The following is a 14207-nucleotide window of genomic DNA, read 5'->3' on the forward strand; positions in this document are numbered from 1 at the left end:
ATGGTGACAAATTTCCCCGAAAGGAGCTGTTGTGATATATGAAGAAATTTATTTCCATACTTTTGGTTGCCACGTTGTCATTAGTTCCAATCTACGCGCGTGCGACTGAACAGCCGTCAACGGACGAAGCACCTGCTCAAATTGAGGCTCCGGCTGAAGTAGTACCGGCCGAACCTGAACCAACACTTCAATCTGCACCGTCTGTCAATGCAGATAATGAAGCAACCCCAGCACCAAGTGACGGTCAAGAAAATGAACAACAGAATACTGACAATATCACGGACGATATATCTCAGGAACTCTCTCCATCTAGCACGGATGCATCAAATCCCAATAATGAAATAACTGAAGATGATGACAATAAAGATGTTTCTGATGATACAGATTCCACTGATATTGATAAAAAAGGCGAGAATACCACAGGCGATAAATCAGAGACAGATTTCGATGATGAAAATGAAAAAGATGAAGATGGCAAAGATGAAGACGACGAAGATGATAAAGAAGATGAAGATGAAACTGATGAAGAAGATGAGGACGAAGAAGAGCTTGAACATGAGCACGAACTTGTCTATATCAGCAATGAAGATGGCACTCACACCGTAAAGTGCGTTGCTAAAATCCGCAGAAAAGTTTCATCAGAATCAGACGAATCAAGTGATGAAGATACTGAAGCAATATACGAAGAAATCGATTGCGATTATGAAGAAGTTCAGGAATGTACCTTAGACGAAGACGGTAAATGTACTCTTTGCGGTTATGTTGAGCACAAAGAGTTCGAGCCATCAATTTCCGTCTCAATCACAAATCAAACCTGTGTTATAGGTGACGAGAATCCAATAATATGCCTAAGTATTTATCAGAAGGATTATGACATTGCTTATGCTCAGATTTGTTTTGCAAACTACAGTGAAAACAACTATATCAACGTAGGTCTGGCTCAAGGCAAATATTTTGACTCTCGCATCGAAGAATTTGTCAATATGTCGGATGGAAACTGGTACGCAAGCCCAGATGTTTCTGAAGATTTTGCATCAGGTAATTATGGAATCCGCTCGATATATATAAGAAGCACCACCGATGAATCCGTTCATTATTCTATCGAATCAGATACATTGGCAGAGGGTCTTCAGGATATTTCTATCGAGTTACGCGATCCTTCAATGAATATCATTGAGGTTGTTAAGGAGGCATTCTTCCCAGTACAAGAAGAGCTTACTCTAGAAGCAGAAGTTCCTGTGATTGAAGAACCTATCGAGGATGAACCAATAATTGATAGACCTGTAGTCGAAGAACCTATGGAAGTAGTTCCGGTATTTGATGAAGCCGAACAATTTGAAGAGGAACTTGTTGAAATCGTAGACAACCCGACCATTACAGATTTAGAAGACGAAAATAACAATACTCAAAACGACGAGAAGTCAACAACTCCAGAGGTTACCCCTACATCTACACCTACACCTACTCCGGCTCCGAGTCCTACACCTACTCCAACTCCGAGTCCTACACCTACTCCGACTCCGAAGCCTACACCTACTCCGACTCCGAAGCCTACACCTACTCCGACTCCGAAGCCTACACCTACTCCGACTCCGAAGCCTACACCTACTCCGACTCCGAAGCCTACACCTACTCCGACTCCGAAGCCTACACCTACTCCGACTCCGAAGCCTACACCTACTCCGACTCCGAAGCCTACACCTACTCCGACTCCGAAGCCTACACCTACTCCGACTCCGAAGCCTACACCTACTCCGACTCCGAAGCCTACACCTACTCCGACTCCGAAGCCTACACCTACTCCGACTCCGAAGCCTACACCTACTCCGACTCCGAAGCCTACACCTACTCCGACTCCGAAGCCTACACCTACTCCGACTCCGAAGCCTACACCTACTCCGACTCCGAAGCCTACACCTACTCCGACTCCGAAGCCTACACCTACTCCGACTCCGAAGCCTACACCTACTCCGACTCCGAAGCCTACACCTACTCCGACTCCGAAGCCTACACCTACTCCGACTCCGAAGCCTACACCTACTCCGACTCCGAAACCTACACCTACTCCGACTCCGAAGCCTACACCTACTCCGACTCCGAAACCTACACCTACTCCGACTCCGAAACCTACACCTACTCCGACTCCGAAACCTACACCTACTCCGACTCCGAAACCTACACCTACTCCGACTCCGAAACCTACACCTACTCCGACTCCGAAGCCTACACCTACTCCGACTCCGAAGCCTACACCTACTCCAACTCCGAAGCCTACACCTACTACTGCTCAGGCGACAGAACCAGTAGTTGAAACTAAGCAAGATGAGCATACTGAGATTCAAAATCAATCTGGAACAGAGGAACCAGTTGTTGGATCCGTTGCAGCAGAAGCACCTGTTCCTACTCCATCCCCTACACCTACCCCAGAGCCGACTTTGGTGAAGCCTTCACCAACGCCGCATCTTGCTGCTACACCTACTCCTACTCCAAAACTTACCCAAGAACCTACGCCTAGCCCAACACCAACATTTGCTCCTGAAAAGAAATCTACTGAGCAGCAAAGTGTATTAAAGCAGATAGTAACTTTTATCAAGAAACTATTTAGATTTTGGCTGTAATTATGTTACAATGTGTTACGATATTATGTCGAGCCCTTGATCACACCCGTAATATTTTCTTAACAATATTCGAATCATAAAATACAAATAAGGAGGTATTTAAATGGACTCAAAATCATTTTTTACTAGAATAAAAATACTCTCAGCTATATTTGTTTGTGGACTTATTTGCTTTTGCTGGCTTATTGCCAGCAGAAGCACTCACCAAATATTTGACCCAATGACTCCTCTATCATCTCACAAAATAGAGGCTATGTTTTATGTAGAAAATCCTGAATCTGGTAGTATAACTTGTGTTGGTGATGGATTAATTAATACCTCCAATGAAATCACAAATAATATAGAATTAGTCAAAAATTTTATTCTATCATTTCCAGACTATACTAACTACTTACCTAATGGTTTTACAGTTGTATGGAATTCAATTGAAGAAAACAATGGACAATTTTCTGTTTTAGGTTATATAACATCTAATACCGATTCTAGTCCCAACAACATTGCCTCTTTCACAAATATAGCAGCAATGAAAAGAGCAGCTCTTCAAGAAGGCCAATTTGCAAAGACATATTATTATCAATCTGAGGGAGATTTCGGTGGTGCACTCTATCAAATATCTATCATACCACTATATAATCACCCTAATCTTTCTATAAAACTTAATAATGGTCTATATGCTAATATTCAAATTGCAAATGGTATAATCAATGTTGCATCTATGGGTATTTTCCCTAATCAGGATATGGCTCCACAGTTTTACAAATTAGAGAAAGCATTAAACTCAAATGTAACTGAATATAGATTTAATAATGGTACCTACTATCTTTCTAGCCCTATAAAATTAGGCGGATTTACTTACACAGGTTCATCTTCAACCACTTGGGCTGTAGATCCTAATTTTACACAAAAAACATACCGAATTGTCAGATTAGATTCCAAAGATTGGAATAATGTTCCACAAAATCTTACTATTAAAAATATCAACTTTTTATATGAAATCAATAAAAATTCTGTACTAACACAAGGTGAAGCAATTCTTCTAGCTGTAGCAGGCTGTGAAAATTGCAATATTTACAATTGTACTTTTACCGCCAGACCCGCTCAAAAGGACGGATGTTTTGCAAAAGCTGATTTACTTTGGTTTAGAGATGGCTTAACAAATAATATTCGCATAGAGAATTCACGATTTGATAATTACAGTTGTACAGAAAACACTACAACTCACCGAATTGGCGGTTGTTTTTGGTACATGGGAGACAATGAACAGATTGTTGATTCTGTAATTGTTAATAATTCAAGCTTCACAAATACAAATTCTGACGAAGCAGTGGGTCTTTGGACGACAGGTGGAACGGGTGTCTTCAAACATGTTGAATTTAATAATTGCAGTTTTAAGAGTGCTGTACACCAATCTGATGGTATAGTAGGAATAAATAGTGCACAGTTTGAAAAGGTATTATTTAATGAATGTTCATTCCAATCAAATATAGGCACGAAAAAATTATTATATTTCTATAAAGTCAAACCTACTGAACTTACCGATATTAATGTAAAGAACTGTTCTTTTATCAATAACAATCTGGACCCAAATTCGATGGTTCCTGGAGACGGAGATATAAATTGTTATATCTATGTTATTAATAACCAACAAGAAGCATGGACATTAAACGTTGAAAAATGTTCATTTAAATCACTTACAAACGATTACGTAATTAGGAACATCGTTAATCTGACTAATTCACGAGCTGTAGTTTGCAATTTCGATGAAACCAATACCGTAGATGTGAATACATCAGCTCAACATCTAAGTCGTAAAGCCTATAGTGGTTACTTCTATCCAGCTGAATAGTCTCGACATATATGCTCAATCCAATAAAAATGCACCAAGCAATTATTGCCTGGTGCATTTTTATATATAAACTCTTTTTGTAAACAATCAACAACAGTAAACGGTAAACCATCCGTACCTTTCTAAAATTTAGCCGCGCCCGCAGGCGCGACGATTACTTAACTGGTTTTCTACATTCACTTGGTAATTCATCTGACCAAGGAAGTAGTTTATCCATAAAACTTCTATCTGTATCATCCAGATGTTCTGGGATAACAGTAAGAAGATGTTTGAAATACTCATAAGGTTTAAGGTTATTCGCCTTGGCCGTTTCGGCTATGCCGTAAGCAACGGCGCTTGCTTTGGTGCCAGAGATTGTATCAATCATAACCCAGTTCTTCTTTCCGATACAGAAGCCACGGATTGACTGCTCACTGGCTTATGCGAATATTCGGATAAGCCAGTTTATCCGAAGGAATTACTTATCTGCATTTTTGCTCTGAAATGCTGATAACAATGCATCTTGCAGAAAAAAGTGTCGCATAATAATCGGGATCATGCCTATAATAAAATCACCATAATGCAAAGGGGGTGATTAATTATGGCACGACCAAGGGACATACGCTTTTATGATCGAATTGATCCTAACGATCAAAAGAACAGACCATGGCTATTGGAGTATTGTACTAACAGCAGAAAACTCTGCGAGTACATGGAACAAAAAGGTGCTGGAAGCACTGCTCGATTCTATACCATCAATCTTCTAACAATCCTATACGAGTACTTACTAGAATCAGATATCATGTATTCTGATTCTGTTGCAGAGAAGTGGTTTTCAGAAAGACAGCCCCATATCAAGGGAGAAAAGATTACGCTGGACAGGTTGATTGACATCTATAAGTTCGGTGAAGTGCAGCCAATCCATGCATATCCATTCGTCCTGCCATATACGGATGCATTATGTCCGATGTGGAAAGATCTTCTTACGGAATATCTGGATACAGTAGACCACGCAGAAAGAACCAAAGAACAAATAAGAAACTGCATAGCAAGATACCTGTATCGTCTGCAATCATGGGGGATAACCGTACCGGAAAAGATCACGTTCGATGTTATCGAAAGCTATTGCCAGATAGACGCACATGCCTCTGATAATTCTAAGGTGCGCTATACTTATGCAATAGGTGATATTATGAACTACATGGCAGATAAAGGATTATGTATCCATGGTCTTGCGTGGTATCCATATTTTAGGATGCACAACCGAATTTTTGATATCAAAGATTTTGCTGATGATCAGATATCAGAGATCGAAGGGGCTCGGGAGATAATCAGTTTATTATCAGCAGAAGGATTTGCTAGGCTGATACCGGTTTTTCTGAATGATTTCACGGCGGCCGGATACAGCGATTCACCGTGTAAAACTGCAAGCTACGTTCTGCACAATCTTCTTTTGTTTATGGAGATTAACGGCCTGAATTACAGCAAGGCAGTTGCTGATGTATGGCTAGAACATGAAACGACATACCATCACAACGGAAACTCATGGAAGCAGGCATGGAGAGTTATTTATCTCTTTGATGTCTTTGTAAAAGAAAAAAATCTTGCCATAAACACAATACAACATTGTAAATCGCTTAAGTGTGAGATGCTGCCGCCGTGGTGCAAAACGGAACTTGATTCCTATCTGAAAATAAAAAAGAAAGAAGGATGGTCAGTATCTACAATAAATATGATCCGCTCATCCGTAACACGTTTTTGCGAGTATCTCGTATGCTCCGGGCTTACATCATTTTTTGAGGTTAGTCCGGAAGTGATAAAGGATTTTAACCTTAACGACAGGCATGAAACTCCGGAAGGGAAAAATGCATATAATGTCAGGATTCGAAGGTTCATTAGATACCTTGAGCGGAAAGAAATCCTCCCATTTGGAATAAATGAAGCATTGTACTGCGCTTCAGAGAAAAGGGAACATATTGTAAAAACATTATCATCAGAAGAAAAGGATGTCATCAATAGCAAGAATTCATCTGCCAATACGCCCATGGAACTTAGAGACACAGCAATCCTACTATTGGGCATAAAAATGGGACTACGATCAATAGATATTACATCCCTCAAGTTATCAGATATAGACTGGGACGGACAGACTGTGCGTATCGTGCAAGAAAAAACGGATCACGAAATCATCCTGCCTATGCCGGTAAGTGTTGGCAATGCCATTTATAGATATATTACAGAAGGTCGTGCAAATGAAAGGACTGTCAGCCCCTATCTTTTTATAAAAAACAGGGTTCCTTACGATAAGGTCGGCCGCTCCGTGTGTCGGGGAGCTTTAAAAAGAACGTTGCCAGCAAGACCCGATGACAGATCCGGATTTCATATCACCAGAAAGACTTTTGCTACGGATAACTTGATGAAGGGAGCATCAAAACAGGTGCTTGCAGATCTTTTAGGACACCGCACAACAAATACTCTTGCTCCATATCTTTTACTGGACGAAGATCGGATGCGTATGTGCCCGCTATCGCTTTCAGAGACCGGACTGTTAATGAAAGGAGGGCGCTATGACATCGTATAAGGATTATGAATATCAGAGCGTTCTTGCACCATACATAAGGGATTTTATTTCACAGATGCGTGCTCTCGGTTTCATCTATAATGTAAAAGGTTATCAGCTTTATCGATTTGACAGGTATTGGGCAGACAAGGGCTTTGATGGCACAATGATTACTATTGAAAGGCTTGAAGACTGGTTAAAGGCGCTGCCTCAGGAAAGCAAGAGCAGTCATACCAGCCGCATAAGCGCAGTACGATCCTTATCCATATACCTTAACACACTTGGAATCAAAAGCTATGTTCCGGTTGAAAGCGTAGGTAAGGATTATAAGAAAGTACATATATTCAGCAAGTCGGAACTACAGGAGCTTTTCAATATCGTCGATTCTTATCTTCCGAAATCGTTTAAACCTTCTGATTTTAGGATGGCAAACGAATATCCGGTAATGTTCCGCCTGTATTATTGTTGTGGAATGAGAAACAGCGAGGTTTGCTTGCTTAAAGGAAGTGATGTCGACATCGAAAGAGGTATCATAACCATATATGATGGAAAAAACAGGAGAGACCGTCTGATATATCTTTCAGAAGATATGCGTGTGCTTATTGAAGATTACTGGAATTATATCAGGAACACCCTAGGACATGAGCCGGTATGGTTTTTCCCCGGAAGATATGCCGATGATCATATGAAGAACACATCGGTAGACAAACGATTCCGAGAGTTTTGGCTAAAGACAGAGGCATCCTCCACTTGTGTAAAGACGCCTACCCCGCATTCACTCCGACATACTTTCGTAGTGGATAGGATCAACCAGTGGATCCTTGAGGGGAAAGACCTCAATACGATGCTCATTTACCTGAGCAAATATCTTGGCCATAAGAATCCGGATGAAAGCTTTTATTATTACCACCTTGTGGATGATGCATTTAAGATACTGAAAAAATATGACAAACTCACCGACGAGGTGATCCCGGAGGTGAGGCGCATATGAGAAAACAGGGCATTTTAACGGAAAAACTTTTCTTTTCGATGACATGGGACTATTTGAATGTTTACCTTCCCACACAGCACAGTGACAGTCCCAAGACAGTCAAATCTTATGAGGATGCGCTGACGGTTTTTAGGAGATATATAACGGATGTCAAAAAAATACCGATGGAGAAGTTTCAGTTTGAAGATTTGACATATGACTTCGTACTGGATTACAGGATTTATCTTGTAGAAAAAGATTATAAACCGGCAACCGTGAATCATAGATTGACTGTCATATCAGCATATATGAAGTATGCTGCCACCAGAAGGATCGACCTGTATCAGATATACTTGAATGTATCGGACGTTCCGTATGTAACAGTTCCTTCACGGGTGGGTGAAATAATAGAGTCGCCGGTAATCATAAAAGAATATCTGGCTTCACCGGGCTCTTCGATGAAGGGTATCAGGGATCAGGTGATTCTTGTTGTTTTATATGATACCGCTATAAGGGCCGACGAACTTATCGGATTGGATATATCAGATGTTATCTTAAATACAGATGAGCCGCACTTACTGGTCAAAGGTAAAGGCGACAAAGAACGGTTTGCTGCCCTTTCAGAAAAGGCGGTTCCTCTGATAAAACGTTACATTTCGATATATCATAAAGACTTGAGAAAAAGATCCGCGCCATTCATATATACTGTCATAAAAGGAGAAATGGGGCGGATGTCTGAAAGAAACGTAGAGCGAATTGTCAAAAAATATGCTGACAAGATAAGAGAAAAATATCCGGAAATTCCGAACGTTTATCCACATATGCTTCGAAGGACACGGGCTACCGGGTGGTACCGCGATGGCGTCCCTATTGAGACTATAGCTGTAATCCTAGGACATGCTGATGCAAAAACGACGAGAAAATCATATGCCAGTCCTTCTGTTGAAATGTTAAGGGAGCAAATGGAAAAGGGAACAGAATCGGAGCCTGAACCAGAAAAACCGTTATGGAAAAATGATGAAGAATTAGCCCACATTTGTGGGATAAGGTAGCGATCATTATGCGCAGCTTTTTTCTGTGAAGTCAGCATTTATAAGGCTTCCCAGAAAAAGCTGCGGATAAGTAATTCCTTCGGATAAAGCCAAGTTGTTATCCATAGGAACTTCGCCATCTTCAAGGAAGACCTTTAGATACTGTTCCTGGTTTATTGAATACTGTAATCCTTTATGAGTTTTGCTATTAGCTAATACATTTGGTTCAACTTTATGAACCCACGCAAAGTAGGCCTCAACCAGAGGCTTGACAGTAAACTGTCGATGTTCGTATCTTTCGGCCGGAGAAAGGTCACTTAGCTTTTTCTCCTCGCGATAGATAGCCTGAATCATCTTCAGAGCTTTATTCGCAGTGCAGGATTTTTGCTTGTCCTTTGGTGTAGCCTTTAGGGCTTCATCAAATCGGCGTCTCAAACAAGACCTTTTATCTTGGTTGCCTTTCTTCCGCAAAACAAAAACAGGGTATCCTTATCAAATGAATCCAAGTTGAATCGCAGCTTTACGAATGAGGCCAGTCCATCAATACCTTGTCGAAGGTCAGTATAACCTGTAGCGATGTAAACCTTTTTAAAACTGGTTGTGTCATTGAGCATGGCTTATTGCTCCTATCAGTTTTAGTAGGAAGGCCTCTGAAATATCTTTCGATATTTCTATCCTCGAATTGCCACAAATGATTGACGCTACACCATGTGTTACAGGCTTTGGTGCAGGAACTGGAGCTGGTAGTTCAACAAAAGCAGGTTCACTCACAACCATTTTGTTCGAGGCTTCTGAACTCTGAATTTGTCCAGCATAGTAATCTTGAACACGTCGCAAGTGATCATAAAAGGTTGGTGGTTTTATATTGTGAATGGCACACCATTCACGAACTGTCATATCTTTGGGTCTGGCATTGAAGTCTTTAACTTCTTCAACCCATTGTTGATAGCGCATCTGTCTTTTTAAGGCAGCTGAATTTTTCATATGAGTTCCTCCTGTTGTTCGGTTTTTATGACTTGTATGAGAACTATGTCCATAGTTTCCATACAATCCATAGTTGTTATACAAAATTATCTCAAATCCGAACAAATGGAACGAGGTACTCATGATTTACCGTTTACACAATCCGGTAACGTATTACGAAGATGATGACTTCTGATATGAAAATGGGGTCTGGCTTTCGCCAGACCCTCATGTTATACCCTCAAGTTTGCCCCTCAAACCAGCCCCTCACGAAGAACCCTCAACAAGTAGCTTAAAACTAGTAGCCCCTCATGAAAGACCCTCAACAACTTTGGCAAACCCTCAAGAACTTAGATTATCCCTTTTTCGTTCGTATATTCTTATTATACCATTCCTACCTAGGCCTCAGGCCCCGGTCTGCCCGAACTTCCCAGACCACTCGCTAACGCAAGCAAGGAATAATTGTAATCGGCTCCGCCGATGAAACATCGGTAGTTACTTAACAAAATACATATTTTATATATTATACTTTCATAAGCAGCATTCACACTCTTCATCAATTTAAAATAATATTTGATAGTTATTTATGCAAGATCTATATTGCAACTGCTTATTTTCTCCTGTCCTATTTGCATAATATTCCTTCGGAACAGAATCCGAAATACTCTTCGCTCTGAATCCTCTAGAATCTACAATTGACAAACCGCAATCAGCCGATGATTCTGTCAAATAAACATCTTCATTTGTCATCTTTTTTATTTCTTCAACTATGCTTTTCAAATTCGTCCCTCCCTAGTAAAGGTCATTCCACCCATATTACTTAATTGTTTGAACTCCCTCGCCATAGAATAAAACGACAATATATACTTTTCAGCATTTTCAATATCACTAAAATCATCAATTATTAATTTTAGATTTCTCAAAGTCTCTATATTAAGAGGCCGTCCATGTGCCTTCCATCGCTTATAATTTCCTAACCCTTCAGCTATCTCTTTAGCCCTGTTCTCCTTCTCTGATACACTTACTTCTTTTCCTGTAGATTTATGTTTAGTCCAGTCTTTAAACTTGTACTTTACTAGCCAATCTTTCAACAAATCAACAGTTAAATCTCTAGCTTGTTCATACAAACTAAGTTCTGCTAAATCAAAATCTTTCAAAATTAAAAACTCTGCTTGTGAAATAGATCCATCTCTTGCCGCTTCCAACAATGTATCTATCTTATCCAAATAACCTAATGCAGGAACAAACCTTCCCTCCTTATTCTGAACCTGAGGATCAATTGGTCCTAATACAGAATTATAATTCATAAATATTTTATCTCCACTCATACACAAAATCGTACCAGCACTATAGGCATAATCAGGTATAATAAAATACACTGTATCATAATTGTGTCTGAATACATTCACTAATCGCTCGGCCGAATTTGCATCTCCGCCATTTGTTGTTAACATAATACATAATTTACCATGTGTATCATACTTTCTTAAGAGGCCAATCTCATCAACAACAACACTATTGAGTTCAGCTGAAATAGGACCATCTATGTAAAGAAAATCTGCTTCAAATATACGTTCCAGCTCTGTAATATCATCAATCATTTTTTCATTAATTACTTTTCTTATTGTGTCATTCATAACTACTTCCCTTATTATTGCTTTAATTATCTATATCTACTCAAAAATTCTTGTAATTGCATCCTCTGTTATTAGCGAAAAAATCAATGGTGTACAGTCCTTTATATTGAGCTTTTCCTCCTCATTCGGCAATATATATTCATCTGTTTTTACAAATCCAAATTTAATATATAACTTTAAACCTTTATCATTGGCATTTAACGTAACAGCACAAAATCCAATTGAATTCGTGGACATATAATATAATTCTTGCATTAAAGATTGGAAAACTTTATAACTGTATCTAATACCGTCAACATCCGTAACACCGTCGCCCCTCAAACGTCTTGATACAGCAAACATGCGTATCTCAACGCAAGACAAATACTTGGCGTGCTCTGCTTTGTATAATAACCCTGTACAGTTAATTGAAGCATATGCATATATTTTTGTTATATGATTTTCAGCATTTTCTTCACTATCAACTGCTACATAAGTTGCAGCGTATCCGTTATCCATCCAATTAAAAGACTTCTCTTGCAAAAAAATATTAAACTCATAATCCCCACAATCAAAATTTTTAATAACTTCTAATGGGACTTCGCGGATAGATTTCCACTCAAAATTATTCATCTATTTTCCCTGAATAAATCATCCAGTCTGCTTTTATCAATTATTCTAGACTCATTTTTAATTTTTTCCCACTCTTCTGTTTTCAGAGATGACGAATAAAATTTTTTCAAAAAATCCTCTTTTTTTTCAGGGTTTATGGTATATGCTATTTCTCTATACATACCTATTACCTCCTAAAAACACCATAAAAAAGCTTTTTTCTACTTTTTGTAAAATTATTATAACTTTTACATGTGACCATTTATTGTTCTTTCACAGAATTATAACAATATTTACATATTTTTTCCACAAATTGATTTTATTAAAAGAATGATTATAATCGGCTCCGCCGATAAGTCGTAAACGGTAAATCGGTTCTTTCCAAACTTAGTTGAATTTATAGTATAATTGCTCTTGCAACAATACTTTTGCCTTTAACAACTCAAAGCTGTTTCTCACATACATTACTCGCTTTATTACCTTTATCTTATTAACGCTGCCTTCTGCTAATCCATTATTATACTGAAGATCAATTTCATTTTTTACAGCATCTATATCTGTTCTAATTCCATTTACATATGTCTGCTATTCAGGAATATTGTAATCCTCAAGTCTAGATAACAATGCATCTAGTCTATCTGAATGCTTAGAGTATATAATCTCGTATAATTCCTTTACTGAAGCGTATAATTCAGCAATTATAGGATATGTTTTCAACACCTGTTCATACTGCATTTCGTAATGGGGGCAGGTACCAATGTGGTCACAGTTTATAAAACTTTTGCTCACATAAATGATTCTCAAATCTATAAAATCCCGTATTTTGATAAACAACATCTTTTCCTGATATTTTAACTCGATTTACACAACTATATAAATTTTGATTATCATCAAAGGTTTTAGCGAAATAACTATTTTTGTTAAGACATTCTGCCGAACCCAATTCTAAGCTCAAGAACTCCTCATAATTGGCTGGTCTTGTAATTTGGATTTTTTCACAAATTTCCCCATATTTTTCGTTTACAGAAGACGATTCAAATGCAGGAAACGCTACATTCACCATTTGCGGAAGGACAATGTCTTCCTCACTACTCAATATTCGCTTAGACAGATAAGCAACTCCATCAATTCCGAGTTTCTTTAAATTTAACATTATTAAGTGAGAAATAATATAATCTGAGCGAAATTTCCCTCTTGGAGATTTATTTCTTATGGATGTAGCTATAACCAATGGATATATCCTCAGCAGTGATTTTATTATAGACAGATTACTGTCCATATTATTCTCATCTCCTATTGGTGAATTTAATCCTAAGAGCAAATAGGGGGTTGCCACTAAATTCAAAATCTGCATTTTCTTCCCCTTTTCAGTTAATTTTATTGCAGACACATTAAAGTCACTGTACGCTGGACGCCCCATTTCTAACCAAACATCATACACCGATGTTCCCAAATATAGGCATGGTATTCCTGGCACGCTAAAGCGTTCAGTTCCAACTAAATCTCGTTTATCCAAAGGTATATGGTACATTTCAGAATAATCGGTAAAATATTCTTTCCTAGCTCTGAAAAAAGTAAGTTCATTATCCAGCATCCTTTTTATCTGTTCGGAAGAAAGATTTATATTTAAAAATGGATAATTTGCACATAGCCTTGAACAATAATTCTTATCAATATCTGACTTAATAAAACCGTTTTTATCATCCAATATAATTCTTTCTAATAACGAACCTATTCTTTTTGTCGCAGTTGCAATATCTCCAGCATAATAACGACTAATACAATTTTTTATTATTCCACCATCAGTTCGTATTGCATTTATAATTCTTTGTTTTTCTGTAATTGAAAGTTGAGTTGCTATACCATTCCTATCCTCAAATAATCCTGCAACCCACTTTTTATAAGTTCGCATACATTTATCAAATGCATTAATATAGTCGGCATCTGACCCTATTTCATATGGTAACCTTACTATTTCATAGTCCATAATTACCCCTCCATATTTGAGTGGA

The 14207-nt window shown here is 38.6% G+C and carries 14 protein-coding genes and 1 pseudogene; 5 read left to right on the forward strand and 10 right to left on the reverse strand.

What is annotated here, in order from left to right:
- Nucleotides 1-38 precede the first annotated feature (38 nt).
- Both FXF36_RS16490 and FXF36_RS03085 read left to right on the forward strand, forming a co-directional pair.
- Entirely contained in the window at nt 39-2618 is a 2580-nt protein-coding gene (locus FXF36_RS16490; RefSeq protein ID WP_202880054.1) for a hypothetical protein, read from the forward strand.
- A 103-nt stretch (nt 2619-2721) separates the two neighbouring features.
- Entirely contained in the window at nt 2722-4464 is a 1743-nt protein-coding gene (locus FXF36_RS03085; protein WP_151622417.1) for a hypothetical protein, read from the forward strand.
- 154 nt (nt 4465-4618) lie between these two features.
- On the opposite strand, the pseudogene FXF36_RS03090 reads toward FXF36_RS03085, so the two are convergent.
- Nucleotides 4619-4882 (reverse strand): annotated as a pseudogene (locus FXF36_RS03090) (transposase domain-containing protein); the annotation flags it as partial.
- A gap of 162 nt (nt 4883-5044) precedes the next feature.
- On the opposite strand from FXF36_RS03090, the gene FXF36_RS03095 reads away from it, so the two are divergent.
- From FXF36_RS03095 to FXF36_RS03105, 3 genes are read left to right on the forward strand one after another with little or no spacing between them, the layout of a single operon-like run.
- A complete protein-coding gene (locus FXF36_RS03095) occupies nt 5045-7024 on the forward strand; it encodes a tyrosine-type recombinase/integrase (protein WP_151622418.1) in 1980 nt (659 codons plus the stop codon).
- Complete coding sequence (locus FXF36_RS03100; protein WP_151622419.1) at nt 7011-7994, forward strand: tyrosine-type recombinase/integrase; 984 nt, start codon at nt 7011-7013, stop codon at nt 7992-7994. Before FXF36_RS03095 ends, FXF36_RS03100 begins: the two co-directional genes overlap by 14 nt.
- The gene (locus tag FXF36_RS03105) at nt 7991-9025 is read left to right on the forward strand and encodes a tyrosine-type recombinase/integrase (protein ID WP_151622420.1); all 1035 of its coding nucleotides are present in this window, start codon (nt 7991-7993) and stop codon (nt 9023-9025) included. The genes FXF36_RS03100 and FXF36_RS03105 overlap by 4 nt, the downstream gene beginning before the upstream one ends.
- Before the next feature lie 6 nt (nt 9026-9031).
- Here the strand turns inward: FXF36_RS03105 and FXF36_RS03110 are convergent, their stop codons facing one another.
- The 9 genes from FXF36_RS03110 to FXF36_RS03145 form a co-directional block, all read right to left on the reverse strand.
- Nucleotides 9032-9439: an IS66 family transposase gene (locus tag FXF36_RS03110; RefSeq protein WP_167511268.1), complete on the reverse strand. Its 408-nt coding sequence runs from the start codon at nt 9437-9439 to the stop codon at nt 9032-9034.
- A complete protein-coding gene (tnpB, locus tag FXF36_RS03115; protein ID WP_151622422.1) occupies nt 9436-9618 on the reverse strand; it encodes an IS66 family insertion sequence element accessory protein TnpB in 183 nt (60 codons plus the stop codon). Before tnpB ends, FXF36_RS03110 begins: the two co-directional genes overlap by 4 nt.
- The gene (locus FXF36_RS03120) at nt 9608-9988 is read right to left on the reverse strand and encodes a hypothetical protein (RefSeq protein WP_151622423.1); all 381 of its coding nucleotides are present in this window, start codon (nt 9986-9988) and stop codon (nt 9608-9610) included. Before FXF36_RS03120 ends, tnpB begins: the two co-directional genes overlap by 11 nt.
- 540 nt (nt 9989-10528) lie before the next feature.
- Nucleotides 10529-10747: a hypothetical protein gene (locus FXF36_RS03125; protein WP_151622424.1), complete on the reverse strand. Its 219-nt coding sequence runs from the start codon at nt 10745-10747 to the stop codon at nt 10529-10531.
- The gene (locus FXF36_RS03130; RefSeq protein ID WP_202880055.1) at nt 10744-11604 is read right to left on the reverse strand and encodes an SDH family Clp fold serine proteinase; all 861 of its coding nucleotides are present in this window, start codon (nt 11602-11604) and stop codon (nt 10744-10746) included. The genes FXF36_RS03125 and FXF36_RS03130 overlap by 4 nt, the downstream gene beginning before the upstream one ends.
- A gap of 36 nt (nt 11605-11640) precedes the next feature.
- Nucleotides 11641-12216, reverse strand: a complete 576-nt coding sequence (locus FXF36_RS03135) for a hypothetical protein (protein WP_151622425.1) — start codon at nt 12214-12216, stop codon at nt 11641-11643.
- Entirely contained in the window at nt 12213-12377 is a 165-nt protein-coding gene (locus tag FXF36_RS16215; protein ID WP_167511269.1) for a hypothetical protein, read from the reverse strand. Before FXF36_RS16215 ends, FXF36_RS03135 begins: the two co-directional genes overlap by 4 nt.
- Before the next feature lie 403 nt (nt 12378-12780).
- Nucleotides 12781-12930 (reverse strand): hypothetical protein, encoded by a 150-nt coding sequence (locus FXF36_RS03140; protein ID WP_167511270.1) that lies wholly within the window; start codon nt 12928-12930, stop codon nt 12781-12783.
- Between the two features lie 28 nt (nt 12931-12958).
- Complete coding sequence (locus FXF36_RS03145) at nt 12959-14182, reverse strand: hypothetical protein (protein ID WP_151622427.1); 1224 nt, start codon at nt 14180-14182, stop codon at nt 12959-12961.
- Between the last annotated feature and the right edge of the window lie 25 nt (nt 14183-14207).

The organism is Pseudobutyrivibrio xylanivorans (assembly GCF_008935055.1).
Classification (GTDB): Bacteria; Bacillota; Clostridia; order Lachnospirales; family Lachnospiraceae; genus Pseudobutyrivibrio; species Pseudobutyrivibrio xylanivorans_A.